Below are 20,729 nucleotides of genomic sequence, written 5' to 3' on the forward strand. Positions count from 1 at the left end.
GACGAGAGCGACGAGAGATACCCGAGGGATGTTCCGCATAGACAAAACGGTAGGGCACAGTGGGGAGGTGATGCCAGAACTTTCCACACCTGTTACGAAACCTCGACTATTCGACCTAGGGAGGAGGGGCGACGGGAGTACCGTTGGACAACAGTTTCCCCGATCACGACAGCTGGAGTTGCAGACCAATGGACGTCTCTGGCGGATGGGAACGAACGGCACGCGGAGCGATGCTGCTCGGCGACGATGGCGGCCTCAAGCCCACGATTTTCGCGGAGATGTCCGCATTGGCCGCGCAGACCGGTGCCATCAACCTTGGGCAGGGATTCCCTGACGAGGATGGCCCGTTCGAGGTTCTCGAAGCAGCCCGGCACGCTATCAGCGACGGTTTCAACCAGTACCCGCCCGGTCTCGGCATGCCGGTTCTTCGCCGGGCGATCGCCGACCACCAGGAGCGCTTCTACGGGCTGAAGGCAGACCCCGACCGCGAGGTGCTGGTCACCGCCGGCGCAACCGAGGCGCTGGCAGCCACGATCCTCGCCCTGGTCGACGACGGGGATGAGGTCGTGACGCTCGAACCGTTCTACGACTCCTACGGCGCGATCATCGCGCTGGCCCGCGGCATCCATCGCACTGTCGGACTGCGTGCGCCGAATTTCCAGCCCGACCACGACGAGTTGCGAAGCGTCGTCACCGATCGCACGCGCCTCATCCTGATCAATAATCCGCACAATCCCACGGGTTCGGTGCTCAGTAGGGAGACCCTCGAACTCGTGGTCGAACTCGCTCACGAGCACGACGCGATCATCGTGACCGACGAGGTCTACGAGCACCTGACCTTCGGTGTCGAACACATTCCGGTGGCCACGCTGTCCGGCGCGTGGGATCGCACCGTCACCATCTCGAGCGGTGGCAAGACGTTCAACACCACGGGATGGAAGGTCGGCTGGCTGACCGCGCCGAACGCCCTGCTGCAGACGATCCTCGCCGTAAAGCAGTTTCTCACCTACGTGAACGCCGCGCCGTTCCAGCCCGCCATCGCCGTCGGGCTCGGTCTGCCTGACGAGTACTTCCAGCGCATCGCCAGCGAACTCGAGCAGAAGAAGGATCTTCTCTCCGCAGGTGTTCGCGGCGCAGGGTTCGAGGTGAGCCGGCCGCAGGGTTCCTACTTCGTGATCGCGGATGCCGGGCCCCTCGGCTTCGCGGACGCGGCGGCCCTCTGCCGCCAGCTGCCAGAACTCGCGGGCGTGGTGGCGGTGCCGGTCAGCGCCTTCGTGGCGGACGAACATAAGGGCGAGTACGCATCGCTACTGCGATTCGCGTTCTGCAAGCGGGTCGAGGTGCTCGAGCGCGCATCCGCCCAGCTGGCCCGACTCGATCGCTAACGACACTCGACCGCTAGCGCCATTCTCGCCACGACTCCCCTCGCGGCCGCGGCGCCTCAGGGACGCCGGGGCAACGGAAGCGACATGCTGAACGCGGTACCGACGCCCTCCTCGCTCTCGACATTGAACTCACCTTCGTGGGCAGTGACGATCGCCTTGGTGATGGTGAGGCCGAGACCCACGCCCGGCACGGCGTTCCTGGTCGCCGTCGACGCGCGGAAGAACCGCGCGTAGAGCTTGTCGAGTTCGGATTCGGGGATGCCGATGCCGGTGTCGCCCACGGTGATCACGGCATCCGCTTCTGACGCTCCGAGACTGACGGTGACGGTACCGCCGCGTGGCGTGAACTTGACCGCGTTGGAGATCAGGTTGTCGCAGGCCTGCCCAAGACGCACAGCATCGCCACGAACAGTGATGGGGCGCTCTGGAAGGTGGAGGATCAACTCGACCCCGGCCGTGGAACTTACTGGGCGGGCGGATTCGACAGCCGCGGCCACGACATCGTTGAGGGATTCCCCCTCAAGAATATGGTCAGTTCACTCTACGCGGCGGGGCCGCTCTCCCGAGGCTGAATTTCGAACCTCCGCAGCCCCAGTGCGGGGTTCACGGCGCGCACCGCGGCGATGCGTTCCAGTGAGATCCAGGCGATCGCGACATCAGTTTCTTCGCCGATTGTCGCGAGTTCGATGCCCATCGGATCGACGATCATGCTGTTACCCGCCCCGATTGGCGGAGCCTGGTCTGGGGCGGCGATATAAATCGTGTTCTCGATGGCGCGGGCGGTGACAAGTGTGCGCCAGTGTTGTTCTTTGAGCGGCCCGCGCACCCACTCGCTCGGCAGAAGAACGAGATCCGCACCAGCATCCACCAGGCGGCGCGTCACCTCCGGAAAACGGATGTCGTAGCAGGTCTGCAGGCCCACCGTCAGGTCACCGAGCGTGAAGGTCTCCGGCGGCTCGATCGGCCCAGGCACCACCCAGTCGCTCTCCGACTGCCCGAATGCGTCGTAGAGGTGGATCTTGCGGTACTTCGCCACCAGAGCCCCGTGCTGGTCAAGGGCGACGAGGGTGTTCGAGAAACGCTTGTCGTCTTCTGACGTCTCGAGCATTCCCGCGACGAGGTGGATGTCGAGCACCTTCGCAAGAGCCTCGAGTCCGGCGACGAACGGTCCGTCGAGGGTTTCAGCCGCCGCCACCGAGTGTTCACCGAACTCAGGGGTGAAGTAGGAGGAGTACTCGGGAAAGACCACGAGCTTCGCGCCGCGGGATGCCGCTGTCGTCGCGAGATCGCGGATCTTCTCGAGGTTGGCGGCCTTGTCATCGCCGGGCGCGAACTGCGCCACCGCGATGGGAAGCGCAGTATCGGTTGCCATCGGCCAAGCCTACTGAGATGCCGTCGACCGCTGTGATCCGTGCAACTGTCGGGACCGCCGTACGCTGCTAAGGGTGTCCGAAATTCAACGCGGGCCGCCATCCCGCCGCGGCAACTCTCACTGCCTCTGTCATTAACTCGTCCGAAGGAATCGACGTCATAGACGCCCCACTCTCCGTTGGCGAGGGTGTTCCGATCAAGGTGGTTTCGGCCGGCATTTGCGGAACGGACCTGGCTTTCGCGGCGGGTGGCGTGCAGGGATTCGTCTACGGGCATGAATTCGCTGGCGTCGGGGCAGACGGACGCGAGTATTTTGTCGAGCCCACGATTTTCGGTGGTCAATGCGCTGAATGTAGATCGGGGAACATTCAGCGATGCACCGAAGAGGGCCACGGCAATCTGGGCATTTTCCGCGACGGCGGGATGGCGGAATCAATCAGTGTCCCTGAGAGTGCCCTGCTTGCCCTTCCAGACGGACCTCACGCCAAGGACGCGTGCCTGGCCGAGCCGGGAGCAGTCGCCTGGCATGCCGTGCGGCATGCCAACTGGCACGAAGGAGAGCGACTCGCGATCATCGGCGGTGGCAGCATAGGTCTGCTTGCGGCCGCCGTCGTTGTCGCCGCCAGTGGCGAGACCGCGCTGGAGGAGGCTGCCAAACTTGCGAAGCCCGGTGCTCGCATCGTATCCCTCGGCGTTTACGCGACGACGATTCCGAACCCCGGACCGGTCAGCTTGATCAAGGAACTGACCTACGTCAATAGCATCGCGTACGGTCTGCGAAACGGGATCCGAGAAACATCAGGAGTCGCCGCCATGTTGGCCGACAGACCAGAACTAGCAGACACAATCATCACCCACCGATTTCCGCTCAATGAGGCTCGAGAGGCATTCCGAGTCGCTTCCGACCGATCCACCCAATCGATCAAGGTGGTCCTCGAGGCGCAAGAGGGGAACTGACCAACCGCACCTCTGCTGGATTGTGCGCGACCGAGTGAGCGTGCTGCGATCGAGCAAACCCACCACGGAGCCGGTTCTTATGACCTGGCCCCGCCGCGGTCGCTGTTAGCCGACGACGCTACGGTCGGTGGCGTCAATCGGGGCGGATTCTTTCTTCCAGCTCAGCCAGCCGCGGCAGAGGATCCAGGCGGGCACCATGACGAGGACGAGGTAAAGATCGACTGTTGCGTCTCGTGGTGCTTCGGCGACTGTGATGTTGAGGTAGCCGATGATCGTGATGGTCGCCTTCTGGATCAGGACGATCTCCCACATCAGGGGCGTGCTGCGCGGCCGGAGGGCGAGCAGGGCGAAGATCGCGGCGAAGACGAGGTAGGCGAGAGTGCGCCACCACTGCATGTAGAACGTGTCAGGACCTGCTCCTGACGCCAGGCCGATGCCGTCGACGAATGCGACGAGGGTCGAGACGGACAGCAGCCCGAAGAGGATGCGTCCAACGAGGTCGCGGCGGGACGTGATGGGGTTGATCATGATTGTGGACTCCCTGGTGTCTGTCGGTGTGACGAACCGTGAACGATGTTCTCGATATAGATCACCGTACTCGACAGCTGACAAAGATATCAAGAACACCGTTCTCGATTCGGTATTATGTTCTCTCTATTGGCATACTGGTGTTATGGGTGCCCCAGGAACTGCGCGTGCGAGGGCTCGCACTGCTCTGACCCGCGAGATTCTCGACGTGGCTCGTCGCCAACTGGCCACCGTCGGGGCCGCTGGGCTGTCTCTTCGTGCTGTGGCTCACGAGCTGGAGATGGTACCGTCAGGGCTCTACCGGTACTTCGCGAGCCGCGACGTGCTCCTGACCGCTCTGATCGTCGAGGCATACACCGCGGTCGGCGATCAGGCGGAAAGCGCCCTCGCGCAGACTCGTGACAGCAATCACCGTGATCGGTGGTGCGCCGTGTGCACATCGGTGCGCGATTGGGCCGTGGCGCATCCCCAGGAATTCGCCCTGATCTACGGCTCTCCCGTGCCCGACTACCGAGCACCGACCGACACCGTCGCCCCGTCCGCCCGGGTATACACGCTGCTCCTTGGCATCCTGAGCGACAGCGCGCGCGCCGGACTGCTGGCACCACCATCCACTCAGGCGCCGCTGCCGACAACCTTGGCCGAGGACGCTGCAGCCCTGCTCTCGGCCCTGAACTTCTCCGACCTCACCCCAGAAGTCCTGCTCCGAGGCATCACCGCGTGGACCCAGATACTGGGCGCGCTCAGCCAGGAACTGTTCGGTCACCTCGGAGGCGCATTCCGCACCAACGCCGACCTCTTCACACACACAGTCGAGCTCACGGCCGACCTCGTGGGGCTCGCACCCCGCCGCTGACCACAGCCGGAGCCATCTATCTGCCGTAATTGCAGCTGAGTCTGAGCGCGGATTCGGGGTCCACGGCGCCTTCAAGAGTTGCTTGCCAGGCGCTGGCCGCGTCTTCCTCGACGAGTGCGAGATTGACGTCGCCCCCTACCGCGTCGATCGCAGCGGAAGCTTGTCGGACGTTGACGCCCTGCGGTTTCACAGAGACAAGGTGCACAGGATGAGCACTTGCCTGCTCGGGCAGGCAGCGTCATGCCACATGCCGGAGGTGTCTGGTCAGAGTGCGCATTATCCCTGGGCGGTGGGGCGTACGACAATTTCACCGACGTCCACGCCGGCGGGCTGTTCGATGGCGTAAGCGATCGCACGGGCAATCGCTGACGCGGGCATTGCCATATCGTCGATCGTTTTTTGGAGGTTCGCGCGGATGTCGGGGTTGGTCACTCCGCTTGCGCCTTCGGTTGATGTCATCCCTGGTGTAACGAGAGTTACCCTCAGGTCGGCGCCGGCTTCCTGCCTGAGACCTTCGGTGATGGCTTTGACGGCCAGTTTGGATGCCGAATAGACCGCCATCGTGGGAACGATCCTGAGAGTAGCGGTCGACCCGGTGTTGATGAAGTGTCCGGTCTTCTGTTCGCGGAACACGGGAAGGGCTGCCGCAATGCCGTACAGGACACCCTTGACGTTGATGTCGATCATCGCCTCCCAGTCATTCACTCGAAGTTCATCGAGCGGCGAGATGGGCATAACGCCGGCGTTGCTGACCAGGACGTCGAGCCGGCCGAAGGTGGTGGTTGCGAGGCTCACGAAGGATTCGAGGTCGTCACGCCGGCTCACGTCGACGCGGGCGAAGATGGCTTCGCCACCGGCCGCCGCGATCTGCGAGGCGACTGCTTCAAGACGTTCCGTCCGTCGAGCACCGAGTACGACCTTTCCTCCGCGTTCTGCGAGTAGCAGTGCTGTTGCTTCCCCGATGCCGCTGCCGGCGCCTGTGATTGCGATGACCTTGCCGTTGATTCCGTTGTTGTCTGTCATGAGGGGTACTTTCCTTAGACCTGTGCGAGGCCGCCGTCGGCGAAGAGTTCGACGCCGTGAATAAAGCTGGAATCGTCGGAGGCAAGGAACGCAACGGCCTTCGCGATCTCGCTCGTCTGGGCGATGCGGCCGATGGGGCTTCCGACGCCCATCCGGTCGATTTCCGCCTGCACCCGGTCTTCACCCTGGGCGCGCGCAAGGGCGCTTCGGAGCGAATCGGTGTCAACAGCTCCCGGGCTGAGAACATTGATGCGAATGCCCGAACCCTTGGTGTCCTGGATCCAGCTGCGAACGAAGTCGCGGACGGCAGCCTTGGCACCTCCATACATGCTCATACCGCGTGGGGGGTTGATCGAACCTGTCGAACCGATGATGACCACGGATGCGCCGTCCTTCAAAAATGGAAGCGCCGACTGCACGGTGAAAAGTACGCCTTTAGCGTTCGTATTGAAGGTCTGATCGAACTCGTGCTCCGTGATGGAGCCCAATGGGGAATGGTAGCCCGCACCCGCGTTAGCGATGACCATGTCGAGGCGTCCATGTCGGACGGCAACTTCCTGATAGAGGCTGTCGACATCTGCGCTGCTCGAGACGTCGCCCGTGAAGATCGAGCACGATTCGCCCAGCGACGCTTCGGCCGATCGGAGTTGATCCTCCCGCCGCCCGGTGATCACCACCTTCGCGCCCCGCGCAACGAACTCCTCCGCGACGGCGAGACCGATACCTGAACTGCCTCCCGTAACGACAGCAACTTTATTCTGCATATCCAGCATGGTTATCCATTCCACAACTCACTTCTGCCACCCGAGAACACATAGGATGGAAGAATACGGACGGGTGTCCGTTACTCATCACCTTAGCGGACATGTGTCCGTTTCGCAATCAACTGATCGGGCAGTCTTGCAAAAAGCGATGCGCGAGGGCCTCGTGAACAAGACCACTAATCCCGCAGAGAGTCGGCGCGGGGGCCTCAGAAACGATGCCGTCGCAAATCGGTTGCGGATATTGGACGCGGCGCGGGAGGCGCTGGCCGTCTCGGCTAATGCATCGGTGCAATCGATCGCGAAAGCCGCTGGCGTCGGACAGGGAACCATGTACCGTCACTTCCCCAACCGCGAGGCGCTGATCCTGGCTGTACACCGGAACGACGTCAGCGAACTAGTCGAGTCAGCTCCACGCCTGGTTGCCACGCTGCCCGCTTCTGCCGCATTGCGAGAGTGGTTCACTCAGTTGGCCGCCTATGGCCGGATAAAGCACGGTTTAGGCGAAGCTCTCTATTCCGCCACCCGACAGACCCTGTCCGATGAGGGCTACGCATCCATCCTCCAAGCGATTGACGCTCTCCTCGATGCTGGAAAGCGAGACGGCACCGTTCGAACAGACATCGACGCCCAAGACCTACTTTTGTTAGTAGGATTTCTCTGGCGCATCGACCCCACCGACGACCGTGAGCGTCGGTCCACTCGCCTACTCACACTCGTCCTAGACGCGGTCAGTCCTCCGGCCGACAGGCGCCAGGAACCAACCGCCGTCCGATGATGATGACTTCATCGCGGTTGAGCGCCACGAGGTGCACTTCCTGGAGAGGCGATTTCTCGCCCTCATTGAGACACTTGGCCCACTGCGGACTTGGGACCCTTTCGAAATGACAGCGTTCCTGAAAGCGGGAGACGAGTCGAACAACGATGGGTTGAATCGCCCTGCAGAGCCCACCCCTCCGGCCCGGTGGTTGGGAGCACGCCTGTTCAGGGCGTGAGGGCTACGAAGCTCAGTCCGTTCGTCGCCTCGGCCAGGGTAAGGACTGCGTCGGGGTCGTCGAGGCCAACGGTTATGACTTCGAGGGCGGTGAGGTCGAGCAGGCCCGCTTCGACCTGTCGCCAGACCGAGTAGGCGGTCTCGTTAGACGCCATCCAAGAACCGCGGAGGGTGATCCGGCGATGCATCAGTTCGTCGTACGGAATCGGAAGGGTTTGACGGACCCCGCCAAGGAGCACCATTGTGCCGTCAAGGCGGAGTACGTCGAAAGCCGCCATCGTCAAGTCTGCGGTCGGCGCGGGGCCGAGAGCATCGATGGCCACATCGGCGTCTCCGCCGAGCGCATCCGCAATCGCTGCAGCGTCAGCTGTTCGATCGCCAAAGGAGCGGACCGGGCGTACTCGCGGGTCGAGCGCTGCGAGATGTTCCAGGCTCGCGGAGTTCCGACCAACTGCGGCGATTCTGCCCGCGCCGCGCGCGAGTGCCAGCAACACTGTCGCTCCACCGAGCTGCCCACTCGCCCCTGTCACAACCACCCGATCGCCGGGACTCAGAGCGCTTCGTTCCACCGCCCCAGCGGCGACTGTCAGCCAGGGCAGAAAGGCGAGACGAGCCAGGTCCGGGTAACGCTCAGCACCCGGAAGAGCGACGAGCGTCGATGCCGGCATCAGCGCGCGTTCCGCAAACGTGCCAGTGCGCCACACTCGGCGCATCGCATCCGTGGCCGCAGACGGGGTGCCGCGGCCACCGATCCCGGTCCAGCCGAGCAGCACCTCCTCGGGGTCGGCGATTCGACCGGTCGCCAGAAAACCGGTGCAGAGCGCGATATCGCCGGGCCTGACGGTGTGAACGTCGTCGGCCACGGCCTCGACCCGGCCGATCCCGCCGATACCGAGCACGGTTGGTGTCGCAATACCGCCGCGACCGCCCACAGTGAGCACGCGGGTGTAAGAGGGTACCTGCACGGCGAGCATCCGAAGCACTGCTCCGCCATCTCGAACCAGCGGCTCCCGCACCTCCTCAAGGCGAATCCCAGCATCGGTCGAATCAAGAGTCCATGCCTTCATGCCCTTAATCATGGACGCGGCTGAACGTGGTATCCAGATCCCCTTTATGCTGGTATCCGTGTTACCCGGGAGGAGGAAGACGTGACCGACTCGACAGCCGAACGGCGCCACGAGCTCAGCTCGTTCCTCCGCGCGAGACGGGAGCGCACGTCGCCATCGGACGTCGGCCTTCCGGGCACACCCCGGCGACGCACACCGGGCCTGCGACGCGAAGAGCTCGCGAACCTCGCCGGGATCAGCACCACCTGGTACACGTTCCTCGAGCAGGGCCGCGACGTGCGGCCCTCTCTTCAGGTACTGACGGCGATCGCTGACGCCCTGAGGCTGGGCGAGCCTGAACGGGCGCACCTCATCATGATCGCCGCCGACGAAACGCATCCGGGAGAGGACTCCGAGTACCTCGCGCCCGAAGTTGCAGACGTACCAAAGATGGTCAACCCCAACCCGGCATACGTAACCGGCAGTAGCTACGACCTACTTGCTTGGAACGATGCAGCCGTCGAACTGTTCCCCGGCGCCATCGATGCTGCCAAGCCCAACCTTGCACGCTGGATCTTTACGAACCCGGCCGCTCGCGACGCCCTGCCAGACTGGCCCGTCGTGGCGCAAGGACTGCTTGCACGCCTCAGAACCAACGCGGGCAAGCACCCCGGCTCGCCACGATTCCAACGCCTCGAACGCGAGCTACGCACTTCCAGCCCCGAAGCAGAAGCCTGGTGGCCCCGATACGACATCGCCACAAGCCAGGCAGGCGCAAAACGAGTGCGCTCCCGCTCAGGCCAGGAACAACTCATGACCTACGCCTCCTTCCACGTCTCGGACCAGCCCGAGCAGATCCTCACCATCTACCGACCGGCCTGACGCCTACCGTGCTCATCGCGATGCCCCGCCAGAAGACCTGGTCTTATCGTCGGCTCGGACTGGCCCCGCCGCAAGTAGCAAGACAAAGGCCGTGCACCGCCCGGCGCAACTCGATAACAGCCGTGGGGGTTCGGAAGAGGTATGGCCGCGAAGCCAGCGAAACTGTCGGGGGTACGAGGCCGAGCGTCTCCCTCTCCGACGGCCTCCTGCGACACCGCTGTGAGCGATATTCCGACTAATCGCCGTCGGCAATGACGTTGAGACGCCGAGAGGGGATGCTGAAACGGCCGGTGCCGCCCAGAACCGCCCGCACATCGTCGCCGAATCCGCTGACATCGTCGAGCCCGAAAGCAACCTTCTGCAGGAGAAAACCGTGCACGAGGGCCATGACGACACGCGCGGTCCGCTCGACGTCCACTTCGGGGGACGCCACCGACCGCTTGGGCGCGTCCGAGGGCGACCGCCATCTCGTGGCGTACCCGATCGAAGCCCACCGTGGCCCGGTGTCGCAATCCGTCATGTCGGAGGAGCTCGCTCCAGGCTGCTAACCAGCGAGGACATCTTCGTTCCCGCGCTCCTGGAATCCTGATGCTTCGCGTTATCGGCCTCGAAGAACACTTCGTGACAGAGGCTCTCCTTGAGGCAGGCCGGGGTCTAGATCCGGATGGTCGTGATCTCGCGTTCGGCCCCGCTTCGGAGGGTGAGACGAGTCGGCTACTGCTCGATCTCGGCGACGAGAGACTGCGGGTCATGGGCGAGACCGGCGTCGATGTCGCCGTGCTCTCGCTGACCACCCCAGGACTCCAGAATCTTTCAGCGGCAGCCGCCGTGCGGCTCCAGACCGAAACGAACGACCAATTCGCTCAAACCGTGCGAGCCAAGCCGAACCGTTTCCAGGGTCTCGCCGCGCTGGTCACGCAGTCGGGCGAGGAGGCTGCGAAAGAACTTCGCCGCGCCGTGGAGGAGCTCGGCCTCGATGGTGCCATGTTGTTCGGGCGCACCGGTGACAAGAGCCTTGACCACCCGGACTTCTGGTCGATCTTCGAGACCGCAGAGGCCCTTCGCGTACCCATTCACCTTCACCCGCAATCGCCGCCTGCAGTCGTTCGCGACGCTTACTACGCAGGTTTCGGAAAGGCCGTGTCGGACGGGTTTGCAACTCACGGGGTGGGGTTGAGAGCAGATCGAACACCTGGCCGCCATGGCCGGTCTCGAATTATCGATGGCCGAGTACGTGCGTCGCAACCTCTACGTCACCCAGTGGCCTGCGCTCCGCGCGTTACCTGCGGTGGGCGACGGAGATCATCGGCGCCGACCGCATTCTGCTCGCGACGGATTACCCATTCGAACAGACTTCCCGGGAGGGTGCGCGTGCATTCCTGGTAGATGCCGACATTCCGGACTCTGACCGTAATCTCATCGCCCACGGCAACTGGGAACGACTACGCGAGGGGATCGTCCGATGACCGCACTCACAATGGGTTGGGCATCGTCCCCATGGCACATGTGATGGTCATCCGACGCGAACACGCCCGCCTCGCTCGCGCCCTCTACGACACATTCTTCGAATCGAAGGCCCTGGCCATTGTGGCCAAGGAACTCGGGCGCGTCACGAATTTCGTCGACGTGATGGTGCCGTGGATGAATGACCTCGTCGAGCAGAATCGAGCGCTCAAGGACGGCGACTGGTGGGCCTACGGAATCGAGGCCAACCGAGCAGCGATCGATACATTCCTCCGCTAACACTTCGAGCAAGGGCTGTCGAAGCGGCGGTGGGCGGTCGACGAGATCTTCGCCCCAAGCACTCTGGAGACATGACAGTTTCACTTGCCGGGACCCCGTGCACATTGCTCGGCATCATGAAGGAAACGCATGGGCGGCTGCGAACACCCTTGGCCGGGACGGTCACCGAGTGAAGGTGTCCAACCAGTCGAGGATCACGTCCGGGTGGCGCTGGAAGTGGAGGCACCCGTCCCAGCGCCGCGTCGTGCCGTCGATCCACACGAGCTTCTTCTTTGCCACAAGGAGAAGGCCCTCTGACCGAGAGAATCCCTGGTCAGAGGACCTTTTTTTGTTGCGGGGACAGGATTTGAACCTGCGACCTCTGGGTTATGAGCCCAGCGAGCTACCGAACTGCTCCACCCCGCGGCACAAGGATTAACACTAGCACAGGTACAGCAGTCGCCTTACCCGCGGGTGGCCGCGAGGCTCATTCCGAGCGGATGGAACCCGTTCGTCTCAGTTCGGGCGATTGGCGTCGGGCCAGTCGCCCGAACTGAGATCGATCGGTTCCGTCATTCGTTGAGCCTTACTTCTGGAGCGCGAACAGCTTGTTCAGTGCGGTGACGAGGTCGGCGTCCGCCGCAGCATAGGCCGTAAGGTCGCCTGACTTCAACGCGGCGGCACGGGCCGTGAGCGCGGTCTGCACGCCGACGAGGGCCGCCTTGAGGTTCGGGTCGCCAGCCGGCGGCGTTGTCGTCCCAGGGCCGGTGGTTCCCGGGTTGGTGGTTCCGGGGGTCGTCGGTGTCGGAGGGATTCCGCCGTCACCGGCGTTCGCACCGGAGTCCCCTCCGAACAACGAGTCGAGAGCGGCATTCAGCGTGTCTTCGAAAGCGATCTTGTCACCGAAGGACACCAGGATCTTCCTCAGGATCGGATAGCTGGTCTCAGCACTGGACTTCACGTAGACCGGCTGTACGTAGAGCAGGCCGCCACCGACAGGAACCGTGAGCAGGTTGCCGCGCTCGATGGTGGTGTCGCCGCGCTGCAGGAGCGCCAGCTGGTTGGCGACTGCCGTGTCCGTGCTGAAGTTGCTCTGCACCTGACCGGGACCGGGGACCGTGTCCTGTTTGGGCAGCGCTAGGAGGGTCAGTTTGCCGTAACCCGAGGCCACCGTACCCTTCACACCACCCGCATCCGAGTCGGCCGCGAGATAGCCGGTCAGCACGCTGCTGGTGCCGGAGGCGGATGCGGACTTCGGGATGTACGTGGAGTAGAGAGAGAAGGCCGGATCCTTCGCCTTGGGCAGTTTCATCGTGAGGTAATACGGCGGCTGCAGTTTGGCCGATGCCGCCGGCTTCGTCGGGTCGTTCGGGGTCACCCAGGCATCGGTCGACGAGTAGAAGGTGTCGGAGTCGGTGACGTGATAGGTACCGAGAATCTCTCGCTGCACCTTGAACAGGTCGGCCGGGTAGCGAACATGGCTCATCAGGTCTGCGCTCATATCACTCACCGGCTTGATGGTGGCCGGAAAGATTTTCTGCCAGGTTCTGAGGATCGGATCCTTGTCGTCCCAGGCGTAGAGGGTCACCTTACCCGTGTAGGCATCGACAGTCGCCTTCACCGAGTTGCGGATGTAGTTGATGTTGTCGAGAGCTAGCTGGGGTTGAGGCGTATAGGTGTCCGAGATCGCGCTGCTCAGCTGCTGGTCGGCGGAGTACGGGTACTTGTCACTCGTCGTGTAGGCGTCGACGATCCAGGTCACCCGGCCGTCGACGACGGCGGGATAGGGGTCGCTGTCGAGGGTCAGATACGGCGCCGCCTTCTGGATGCGATCCACAGGGTTACGCGTGTACAGGATCTGCGACTGGTCGTTCACACCATTGGAGAGGAAGATCTGCTCCGACTGGAACTTGATGGCGTAGATCAGTTTCGTGAAGACGTTGTCGAGCTTCGGACCACCGTTGCCGCTGTAGGTCGTGGTGGCGTTCTGCTTGCTGCCCGAGTCGCCGGATGGGTAGTCGAGCTCGACCTTCTTGCCGCCCTTGGGGCCACCGACGATCGAGTACCCGGGCGATCCCTCGCCGAAGTAGATGCGCGGCTCGTACTTGCCGAGCTGACCCTTGGTCGGGATGCCCGACTCGAGGAACACGGGGAGGCCGTCGGCGGAGCGCTGGTTGCCGTAGGCGGCGACCACGCCATACCCGTGGGTATACACCAGGGTGTTGTTGTACCAGCTCTCGGTGGCGCCGGAGTTCTTCTGGTTCAGCTCGCGTACCGCGATCACCGTGTCCTGTGTCTTGCCGTCGATCTTGTAGCGGTCGACATCCAGATACTGGTTGAACTGGTAGTACTGCTTGATGCGCTCGAGTTGGGCGAAGGCGTCGGAGACCAGCGAGGGGTCGATGATGCGAATATTGGCCGTCGTCTCCGCGTCGTTGCGCAGGGCGCCTGCCTCGGTATTCGTCGTCGCGCTGTAGGCCTCCTCCTTGACGCTGGAGACGCCGTAGGCCTCCCTCGTCGCAGTGATGTTCCGATCGATGTATTGCGCCTCGAGGGTTCGCACGTTCGGCTCGACCTGGAACTTCTGCACGATCCACGGATAGACGGAACCGATGAGCAGGCCGCTCACGAGGAGGAGTGCGGTTCCGATCAGTGGGAAGCGCCAGCGGCCGATGATCGCGGTGATCACGAAGAGAATCGCGACGACTGCTGCGGCACCGGCCAGAATCTGGCGCCCGGGAATGACGGCGTTGACATCCGCGTAAGAGGCACCGACGATCAGCGGGCTGCTCGTCGACGAGCTCAGCGTCGAATACTGGTCGAGCCAGATGCTGACCGCCTGCAGCGCGAGGTAAACCGCACCGGTGACCGCGAGTTGTACGCGCGCGGTGCGGGAGATCCGCACCTCACGCCCGTTAAACCTGAGCGCACCGTAGAGATAGCTGGTCGCGATCGCGGCGATGGCCGAGATGAGAACCACGGCGGAGGCGAACGCGGCCGCTGCCTGGTAGAACGGCAGCGCGAAGAGGTAGAACGAGATATCGAGGTGGAACTGCGGATCGGTCTTGCCGGATGGCACGCCGTTCATCCACTCGAGGGCCAGCTGCCAGCGCGACGAGGTCGCAACACCCGCGAAGAGGCCGAGAAGTGCCGGGATGCCGTACATTGCCAGGCGACGCAGCGGCTCGATGACCTGCTGGTAGCGGTCGAGCTGGGCGTTGAGTTTCGCGTAGACCGGTCGGCGCCGGAAGGCGACCTCGATGCTGATGAATACCGGGATTGCCATGCCGAAGAAGCCGATGAAGAACATGATGGTGCTGGCGATCCACTGCGTGGTCAGCACGTTGCGGTAACCGAGCTGGGAGAACCACAGCCAGTCCGTGTAGAGGCTCGCAAAAATGAAGAAGAGGATGATGAGAACGGCGACGACGGCGATCGTGATGAGAATTGTGGCTCTCGATCGCGGCGCTGGGTTTCGCTCTTCAGTGGAAGTGGACGTCACGAGACTGCTCCTGGCTTGTGGCGGATGCTGTGGCACTCATCTTAAGGGTTCGCGCTGCGAGAACGCAGGGCGTGGTCAGCCTGCGGGGCAGGTCAACAGCTTGCTGGTATCGGCCTTCGTGCGGATCGCCTTCAGCGCGGCAAGAGAGTCGTCGAGATTCTTCACGGCGAGCACCGTGAGGCCCTTCGGAATGTGCCCCGTCATCTCGTCGCAGTTCGAGTAAGGCGCGAGGAACCAGCGGGCTCCGGCATCCAACGCACCGTACATCTTCTGGCGGATGCCACCGATCGCCCCCACTTCGCCCTCTGCGGTGATCGTTCCGGTGCCCGCCACATTGGCTCCGCCGTTGAGCTCGCCTGGCGTCAGCTTGTCGATGATGCCGAGCGCGAACATCTGCCCCGCGCTCGGTCCTCCGACATTCTCGAGCTGGATCTTGACCGTGAAGGGAAAGGTGTAGGTGATGGCGGGAATGATGCCGATGATAGGTGCCGGTTTCGTGTCACTGCTCAGTACCGGCGTGACCTGCAGCGTCTGCGGCTTGCCGTCGCGAAGGATGTCGACGTTCACCGGCGTGCCCGCGCCGGTCTTGGCGATGATCGCCCGGAGACCGAGCACGGTGCTCGCCGTCTCGCCATTGACGCTCACGATGGTGTCGCCGTTCTTGAGCACGCCGTCCGACGGCGACTTCGGCGACAGGCTGCCGACCGTGAGGGCGCTCGGGAAGGTGTAGCCGAGCTTGGTGAGCGCCGCAGCCACCGCATCCTTCTGCGAGTTCTGCATGTCGATGGTCGCCGCCTCGTTGGACTGCTGCTGAGACTCGCCCTGGGGATAGACCAGGTCGATGGGCAGTACCGCCTGGCTCGAGTCGAGCCAGGCTTGGGCAACCTCGAGCCAGCTCGGCGATTGCTCGCGGGATCCGGCGACGTTCACGGTCAGCATGTCGAGCGTGCCCGAAGTTGGATAGGTCTTCTCGTCGGGGATGTCGATCAGCGGTACCTGATGGTGCTCGTAACTGACCTTGCCGAGGGTATTGAAGACGGGGCCTGGTTGCTCGATCACGTAGGGCGTGGGAAGCGTCGCGAAGGCGAAGGTGCCGAAGAGTGCGGCGAGCAAGAGCGTCCAGCCGATCCGGGTCAAGCGCCGATGACGGGGCTTTGGCGCGGGGTGATCATCGGTGAAAAGCGCCACCGCTGGTCCTTTCGGAGGGCTGTTCGCCACGGGCGCACGTGAAGCCGCCGAGACTGAAGATAAAACACAGCCTCTTCGACTGCGCAGCGGCTAGCGTAGTTGCTATGCCTGAAGATTCGGCGCAGAACCCGGAAGACGAGTTCCGCGACATGTTGAGCCAGTTCCTCTCCGGTAACTCGGAGATCGATCCGGCGCGCCTCGCGAACGCCGCCGGCCTGCCGAACGACCCCGAGATGATCAAGAACCTCATCGGGCAGCTGCAGAGCGCCCTTCAGTCGAGTGGTGACGGCATCAACTGGGGTCTCGCCCTCGAGCAGGCGAAGACGCTCGCCGCGAAGGATGTCGTCACGACGACCCCGGCCGAGCGCTCCTCTCTCGAGCAGGCTTTCCACATCGCAGCCCTCTGGCTCGACGAGGCGACCTATATCTCCGAACTCACCTCGACGCCGAGGCTGTTGAGCCGCACCGAGTGGATCACCGCGACGATGCCCATCTGGACCCAGCTTGCCGAGCCTGTCGCCCTGAGCATCGCCAACTCGCTGACCGAGGTTCTGCGCGAGCAAGCTCCGGAGGAGATGTCCGGCATGATCGACGGCGCGAGCAAGTTGATGCGCAACGTCGGCGGCACTCTCTTCGCCATGCAGCTCGGCCAGGTCGTCGGCCAGCTCGCGAGCGAAGTCGTCTCCGGCGGTGATGTCGGCATCCCACTGCTCGGGTCGGCCAACGACGCAGAACAGCAGGCCGCGATTCTTCCGCAGAATGTCGACGCTTTCGGCGCGGGACTCGACATCGAGCATGACCAGGTGCAGCTCTACCTCGCCGTGCGCGAACTGGCCCATGCCCGACTGTTCCGTCACGCCAAGTGGCTCCGGCTGCAACTGATGACCTCGATCACCGAATTCGCCCATGGCATCCGGATCGACACGGAACGGCTCGAAGAACTCGCTGCCGACTTCGATCCATCGAACCCGGAAGAGCTTCGCGAGGCCATGGTGAGCGGCGCGCTCATCCCACCGAAGTCTGAGGCTCAATTGGCCGCTCTCGGCCGCCTCGAGACCATGCTGGCGCTCATCGAAGGCTGGGTCGATGTCGTCACCGCCCAGGCCACGGCCAGGCTGCCCAGGTCCGGCGCGATCGCCGAGACCGTTCGTCGCCGCCGTGCAGCAGGCGGCCCGGCTGAATCCGCGTTCTCCACCCTGGTCGGCCTCGAGCTCCGTCCGCGTCGTTTGCGTGAGGCTGCAGCCATGTGGCAGAAGCTCACCGACGAGCTCGGTGAAGAGCGCAGGGACGACCTGTGGTCGCATCCGGATCTCGTTCCTACCTCCGAAGACATCGACGATCCCGCTGCGCTCGTCGCTCGCCTCACCGGACCGGTGACAGCGACGGACGACATCGACCAGGCGATCGAAGACCTGCTCAACGACACGACCGATGATCGTCCGCGCGAGGGCGGCGACGGTTCCGCAGAGGAACCTCCGGCGCAGTAGGCCTGTGGATGGTCGGTGACGGCCGACCCGATTTCGGGGCATCATTCCCGCATGGTCCTGAAGCTCGATCCCCGTCTGCCCATGGTCTGGCGCAGCACCGACACCCTCCAGCTCGGCGTCGATGCCCCGCCGGTTGTGCTGCGAGACCTCACCAACGCATCCGAGCGGATGATCGCGGCACTCGCCGTCGGCATCAGCCGCTCAGGGCTCGAGATGATCGGTCGTGCGGCCGGAGCCGGAGCCGACGATATCGCATCGCTGCTCCGCGCGGTCTCCCCCGCACTCGAGAAGCAACGCACCGCTGAACAGGATGCCGTCACCATCGTCGGCGGTGGCCCCACCGTTGACCGTCTCGCCGACATCCTGCGGCGCTCGGCCAGACGACTCGTCGAGGACGGTGAACACACCGACCTCGCCGTGATCGTCGCACACTACGTGGTCGAGCCCGACCTCTACGGCTACTGGCTTCGGCGCGACATCCCTCACCTCCCGGTTGTCTACGGCGACACCACAGTGCGGATCGGGCCGATCGTCGAACCGGGCGCCGGCCCGTGCCTGTACTGCCTTGACCGATATCGCACGGATGCCGACCCAGCGTGGCCGACCATCGCCTCGCAACTCTGGGGCAGGAGCAGCCCGGTAGAGACCACTCTCGTCGTCGAAGAGGTGGCGGCCCTTGCCACCCGGTTGCTGCTCCGACGACGAACGGACCGGTCCGCGGCATCCGTCGATCTGGCAGCCGAGACAGGCGAGACCACTTGGCGACGCTGGTCGCCGCATCCCGACTGCGGTTGCATCGGAGTGGACGCGGCCAGGCTCCGCGCTGTCAGCGGCTGATCAGGCACATCAGCTGACGCGGCACATCAGCTGATCTGGCCGTCTGCCGATCAGGCCTTCTCCACGATTCGGTGCGCGACCGCCGTGGCCGCGACGGCCCCGAGGGCGGCGAGCGCGAAGCATCCGGCGAAAGCCCACCCGCCACCAAATCCGGCGAGCGCCGCGAAGACGATACCGGTCGACGCCAGCGACAGGGCTCCGCCGAGCGAGTCCGAAATGGACAGCGCCGAACTGTTGAACCCCTGGTTCAGTGGCGTGGACATCCCGAGCATCAACACGCTCAGCCGTGGATACATCAGCCCCATGCCTGCGCCGGCGAACACCCACCCGACGATAGGCACGAAGGCGGGCAGGTCGAGAGCGGCGGTGACCAGGGCGAACAGGATGCCCGCCAGCACCAGAGCCGTCCCGATGCGGATCGCGGTGAGCTGAGCGAGACGGTCGTCCATCCTGCCCTGCAGCCAGGACGCCCCGGCCCAGGCCAGCGCGCCACCGGTGAGAGCGAGTCCGGCCAGCGTCGGTGAGAGATGGTGGCGTTCGATCAGCAGGTAGGGCAGATAGACCTCCGCGCCGAAGAAGGCGGCGGAGACGAGACCGCGAACCAGGATCACGGCGGGCAGTCCGCGCATAGCAACGAGCGTTCCGCGCGGAACGAGCGGCCGCAGGGCGACGAGCGCGACCACGATCGCGGCAAGGGGTAGCAGCATCGTCCAGATGCCACCGACCTCCGAGGACAGGTTGACGGCGAGTACCGCAGCAGCAGCGAGCACGGCCCAGGCGATACGTCCGAACGCCCACGGTTCGGGATCCGCGTTCTTCGGCTGGCCGCCGAGCATGCGCATGGCGGGGACCACCATCACGATCGATATCAGCACGAGGCCGACCACGCCGAGGAATACCCAGTGCCAGCTCAGTTGTTCAGCAACTATTCCGGCCACGAAAGGACCAACGAGCGACGGAACGACCCACGCCGCGGCGAACCCGGCGAAGATCCGGTTCTGGAGCTCGGGGGGATAGATGCGGGCCACCACGACATAGAGTGCGACGGTGATCGCACCGCTGCCGAGCCCCTGCACGAGTCGACCGATCACGAGCGTCCACATCGTGGTGGCCGTTCCCGCGAGCAACAGACCGACGACGAAGAAGGCCGCGGAGGTGTACAGCGGGGCGATCGGGCCGGAGCGATCCGACCAGTTGCCGGCGACCACCATCCCGATGACACCGACGGCGAGTGGGCCCGCGAAGGCGAGGGCATAGAGCGAGGCGCCCCCAAGATCCTTACTGACCAGCGGCATGATCGTCGTCACAGCCAGCGACTCGAAGGCTCCGAGAAAGACCAGCGCGCAGCTGCCGATGGTGATCCAGAGATAGCGGCTGCTGAAGATGCCGGCGGCACGGGCTGTGGATGTCTGCTCGGTCTCGGTCTCCGGTGTCATGACTACTAACCTAAGACCTCAACTATTGTTGAGGTCAACAGGTGGGAGCGATATGCCGCAGATCGAGGGCGGACCACGCCACGTACTGACCGTCGGAGAACTCGCGGCGCGCAGCGGGGTCGCCGTCTCCGCGCTGCACTTCTATGAGCGAGAGGGACTGATCTCCAGCGAACGCACCACGGGCAACCAGCGGCGCTACCGACGCGATGTGCTGCGGCGCGTGGCCTTCATTCGGGTGTCGCAACGGGTGGGCATACCGCTCGCGGACATCCGAGAGGCTCTCCACTCGCTGCCGGAACGTCGAACGCCGACCAGGAAGGACTGGGCGCGCCTCTCCCACCGGTGGCGGGACGAACTCGACGGGCGTATTGCCCAACTTGAACACCTGCGCAACGACCTCACCGGATGCATCGGCTGCGGATGCCTGAGTTTCGGCGTGTGCACGCTGCAGAACCCGAAGGACGAGTTGGGCGTCGAAGGGACCGGCCCGCGCAAATGGGCGGATCCGACCTAGGCCAGCTCCACCTTGCCCATTTCTCCGGAGGATCGTGGGTGGGGGAAACGAAACCGCCCCGTTACACGGCCTGAAGCAGATTTCTCCGGAGAAACGCATCGGAGAGGCCGACCCGAATGAGTGTGACAGATCAGGCCGGGCCCCGGCCTAGGGCGTGTTTCCTAACGGTTTGAGCCAGATTGTGATGGCCCGAAGGACGACTCCGCCGCGGTAGGTGAGGGCGAGTTTGTCGTATCTGGT

The 20,729-nt window shown here is 63.9% G+C and carries 20 protein-coding genes, 1 tRNA gene and 1 pseudogene; 11 read left to right on the plus strand and 11 right to left on the minus strand.

The genetic code is table 11. The features are described from left to right. Window positions 1-188 precede the first annotated feature (188 nt). Entirely contained in the window at window positions 189-1,385 is a 1,197-nt protein-coding gene (locus ABIB56_RS08890) for an aminotransferase class I/II-fold pyridoxal phosphate-dependent enzyme (RefSeq protein ID WP_354568836.1), read from the plus strand. Between the two features lie 56 nt (window positions 1,386-1,441). Here the strand turns inward: ABIB56_RS08890 and ABIB56_RS08895 are convergent, their stop codons facing one another. Together ABIB56_RS08895 and ABIB56_RS08900 are read right to left on the minus strand one after the other, a co-directional pair. After that, window positions 1,442-1,882 (minus strand): sensor histidine kinase, encoded by a 441-nt coding sequence (locus tag ABIB56_RS08895; RefSeq protein ID WP_354568838.1) that lies wholly within the window; start codon window positions 1,880-1,882, stop codon window positions 1,442-1,444. Window positions 1,883-1,926: 44 nt separating this feature from the next. Further along, window positions 1,927-2,757: a carbon-nitrogen hydrolase family protein gene (locus tag ABIB56_RS08900; protein ID WP_354568839.1), complete on the minus strand. Its 831-nt coding sequence runs from the start codon at window positions 2,755-2,757 to the stop codon at window positions 1,927-1,929. A gap of 200 nt (window positions 2,758-2,957) precedes the next feature. Between ABIB56_RS08900 and ABIB56_RS08905 the strand changes: the two genes are divergently transcribed. Beyond that, window positions 2,958-3,713: an alcohol dehydrogenase catalytic domain-containing protein gene (locus ABIB56_RS08905; protein WP_354568841.1), complete on the plus strand. Its 756-nt coding sequence runs from the start codon at window positions 2,958-2,960 to the stop codon at window positions 3,711-3,713. Between the two features lie 105 nt (window positions 3,714-3,818). Here the strand turns inward: ABIB56_RS08905 and ABIB56_RS08910 are convergent, their stop codons facing one another. Beyond that, window positions 3,819-4,241 carry a hypothetical protein gene (locus ABIB56_RS08910; RefSeq protein ID WP_354568842.1) on the minus strand — a complete coding sequence of 141 codons (423 nt, stop codon included), beginning with the start codon at window positions 4,239-4,241 and terminating at the stop codon, window positions 3,819-3,821. 145 nt (window positions 4,242-4,386) lie between these two features. Between ABIB56_RS08910 and ABIB56_RS08915 the strand changes: the two genes are divergently transcribed. Continuing rightward, window positions 4,387-5,097, plus strand: coding sequence for a TetR/AcrR family transcriptional regulator (locus tag ABIB56_RS08915; protein WP_354568843.1), 711 nt, complete (start codon window positions 4,387-4,389; stop codon window positions 5,095-5,097). Between the two features lie 276 nt (window positions 5,098-5,373). Here ABIB56_RS08915 and ABIB56_RS08920 read toward each other — a convergent pair whose 3' ends face one another. Both ABIB56_RS08920 and ABIB56_RS08925 read right to left on the minus strand, forming a co-directional pair. Beyond that, window positions 5,374-6,120, minus strand: a complete 747-nt coding sequence (locus tag ABIB56_RS08920) for an SDR family oxidoreductase (protein WP_354568844.1) — start codon at window positions 6,118-6,120, stop codon at window positions 5,374-5,376. A gap of 14 nt (window positions 6,121-6,134) precedes the next feature. Further along, window positions 6,135-6,884, minus strand: coding sequence for an SDR family NAD(P)-dependent oxidoreductase (locus ABIB56_RS08925; protein ID WP_354568845.1), 750 nt, complete (start codon window positions 6,882-6,884; stop codon window positions 6,135-6,137). Window positions 6,885-7,032: 148 nt separating this feature from the next. Between ABIB56_RS08925 and ABIB56_RS08930 the strand changes: the two genes are divergently transcribed. Further along, a complete protein-coding gene (locus ABIB56_RS08930; RefSeq protein ID WP_354568846.1) occupies window positions 7,033-7,659 on the plus strand; it encodes a TetR/AcrR family transcriptional regulator in 627 nt (208 codons plus the stop codon). Between the two features lie 206 nt (window positions 7,660-7,865). On the opposite strand, the gene ABIB56_RS08935 is transcribed toward ABIB56_RS08930, so the two are convergent. Further along, window positions 7,866-8,942, minus strand: coding sequence for a zinc-binding dehydrogenase (locus tag ABIB56_RS08935; protein ID WP_354568847.1), 1,077 nt, complete (start codon window positions 8,940-8,942; stop codon window positions 7,866-7,868). A gap of 81 nt (window positions 8,943-9,023) precedes the next feature. Here ABIB56_RS08935 and ABIB56_RS08940 point away from each other — a divergent pair, with 81 nt between their 5' ends. Beyond that, the gene (locus ABIB56_RS08940) at window positions 9,024-9,803 is read left to right on the plus strand and encodes a helix-turn-helix transcriptional regulator (protein WP_354568849.1); all 780 of its coding nucleotides are present in this window, start codon (window positions 9,024-9,026) and stop codon (window positions 9,801-9,803) included. Between the two features lie 235 nt (window positions 9,804-10,038). Here the strand turns inward: ABIB56_RS08940 and ABIB56_RS08945 are convergent, their stop codons facing one another. Further along, the gene (locus ABIB56_RS08945; RefSeq protein WP_354568850.1) at window positions 10,039-10,236 is read right to left on the minus strand and encodes a hypothetical protein; all 198 of its coding nucleotides are present in this window, start codon (window positions 10,234-10,236) and stop codon (window positions 10,039-10,041) included. A 317-nt stretch (window positions 10,237-10,553) separates the two neighbouring features. Here ABIB56_RS08945 and ABIB56_RS08950 point away from each other — a divergent pair. The 3 genes and pseudogenes from ABIB56_RS08950 to ABIB56_RS08960 all read left to right on the plus strand — a co-directional run. Beyond that, window positions 10,554-10,877: pseudogene (locus ABIB56_RS08950) on the plus strand (amidohydrolase family protein); the annotation flags it as partial. Between the two features lie 209 nt (window positions 10,878-11,086). Next, window positions 11,087-11,269 carry a hypothetical protein gene (locus tag ABIB56_RS08955; RefSeq protein WP_502917586.1) on the plus strand — a complete coding sequence of 61 codons (183 nt, stop codon included), beginning with the start codon at window positions 11,087-11,089 and terminating at the stop codon, window positions 11,267-11,269. Between the two features lie 43 nt (window positions 11,270-11,312). Then, window positions 11,313-11,546, plus strand: a complete 234-nt coding sequence (locus ABIB56_RS08960) for a hypothetical protein (protein WP_354568851.1) — start codon at window positions 11,313-11,315, stop codon at window positions 11,544-11,546. A gap of 331 nt (window positions 11,547-11,877) precedes the next feature. Here the strand turns inward: ABIB56_RS08960 and ABIB56_RS08965 are convergent. The 3 genes from ABIB56_RS08965 to ABIB56_RS08975 form a co-directional block, all read right to left on the minus strand. Beyond that, window positions 11,878-11,951, minus strand: a tRNA-Met gene (locus ABIB56_RS08965). 160 nt (window positions 11,952-12,111) lie between these two features. Beyond that, window positions 12,112-15,027, minus strand: a complete 2,916-nt coding sequence (locus ABIB56_RS08970) for a UPF0182 family membrane protein (protein ID WP_354568852.1) — start codon at window positions 15,025-15,027, stop codon at window positions 12,112-12,114. 75 nt (window positions 15,028-15,102) lie between these two features. Further along, window positions 15,103-16,164, minus strand: coding sequence for a YlbL family protein (locus ABIB56_RS08975; protein ID WP_354568854.1), 1,062 nt, complete (start codon window positions 16,162-16,164; stop codon window positions 15,103-15,105). 155 nt (window positions 16,165-16,319) lie between these two features. Between ABIB56_RS08975 and ABIB56_RS08980 the strand changes: the two genes are divergently transcribed. Continuing rightward, window positions 16,320-17,702: a zinc-dependent metalloprotease gene (locus ABIB56_RS08980; protein WP_354568855.1), complete on the plus strand. Its 1,383-nt coding sequence runs from the start codon at window positions 16,320-16,322 to the stop codon at window positions 17,700-17,702. 51 nt (window positions 17,703-17,753) lie between these two features. Continuing rightward, on the plus strand, window positions 17,754-18,539 hold the full coding sequence (locus ABIB56_RS08985; protein ID WP_354568856.1) for a TOMM precursor leader peptide-binding protein: 786 nt from the start codon (window positions 17,754-17,756) through the stop codon (window positions 18,537-18,539). 50 nt (window positions 18,540-18,589) lie between these two features. Here the strand turns inward: ABIB56_RS08985 and ABIB56_RS08990 are convergent, their stop codons facing one another. Continuing rightward, window positions 18,590-19,975, minus strand: a complete 1,386-nt coding sequence (locus ABIB56_RS08990; protein WP_354568858.1) for an MFS transporter — start codon at window positions 19,973-19,975, stop codon at window positions 18,590-18,592. Window positions 19,976-20,027: 52 nt separating this feature from the next. On the opposite strand from ABIB56_RS08990, the gene soxR reads away from it, so the two are divergent. After that, window positions 20,028-20,489 (plus strand): redox-sensitive transcriptional activator SoxR, encoded by a 462-nt coding sequence (soxR, locus tag ABIB56_RS08995; protein WP_354568860.1) that lies wholly within the window; start codon window positions 20,028-20,030, stop codon window positions 20,487-20,489. The last annotated feature ends 240 nt before the right edge of the window (window positions 20,490-20,729 follow it).

This window comes from Glaciihabitans sp. UYNi722, assembly GCF_040549465.1.
Taxonomy (GTDB): domain Bacteria; phylum Actinomycetota; class Actinomycetes; order Actinomycetales; family Microbacteriaceae; genus Lacisediminihabitans.

Coding starts and splice junctions, on each gene's coding strand:
- soxR (WP_354568860.1), top strand. CDS start 20,028: ATGCCGCAGATCGAGGGCGGACCACGCCACGTACTGACCGTCGGAGAA.
- ABIB56_RS08910 (WP_354568842.1), bottom strand. CDS start 4,241: ATGATCAACCCCATCACGTCCCGCCGCGACCTCGTTGGACGCATCCTC.
- ABIB56_RS08915 (WP_354568843.1), top strand. CDS start 4,387: ATGGGTGCCCCAGGAACTGCGCGTGCGAGGGCTCGCACTGCTCTGACC.
- ABIB56_RS08990 (WP_354568858.1), bottom strand. CDS start 19,975: ATGACACCGGAGACCGAGACCGAGCAGACATCCACAGCCCGTGCCGCC.
- ABIB56_RS08960 (WP_354568851.1), top strand. CDS start 11,313: ATGGTCATCCGACGCGAACACGCCCGCCTCGCTCGCGCCCTCTACGAC.
- ABIB56_RS08935 (WP_354568847.1), bottom strand. CDS start 8,942: ATGAAGGCATGGACTCTTGATTCGACCGATGCTGGGATTCGCCTTGAG.
- ABIB56_RS08900 (WP_354568839.1), bottom strand. CDS start 2,757: ATGGCAACCGATACTGCGCTTCCCATCGCGGTGGCGCAGTTCGCGCCC.
- ABIB56_RS08920 (WP_354568844.1), bottom strand. CDS start 6,120: ATGACAGACAACAACGGAATCAACGGCAAGGTCATCGCAATCACAGGC.
- ABIB56_RS08985 (WP_354568856.1), top strand. CDS start 17,754: ATGGTCCTGAAGCTCGATCCCCGTCTGCCCATGGTCTGGCGCAGCACC.
- ABIB56_RS08930 (WP_354568846.1), top strand. CDS start 7,033: ATGCGCGAGGGCCTCGTGAACAAGACCACTAATCCCGCAGAGAGTCGG.
- ABIB56_RS08925 (WP_354568845.1), bottom strand. CDS start 6,884: ATGCAGAATAAAGTTGCTGTCGTTACGGGAGGCAGTTCAGGTATCGGT.
- ABIB56_RS08980 (WP_354568855.1), top strand. CDS start 16,320: ATGCCTGAAGATTCGGCGCAGAACCCGGAAGACGAGTTCCGCGACATG.
- ABIB56_RS08890 (WP_354568836.1), top strand. CDS start 189: ATGGACGTCTCTGGCGGATGGGAACGAACGGCACGCGGAGCGATGCTG.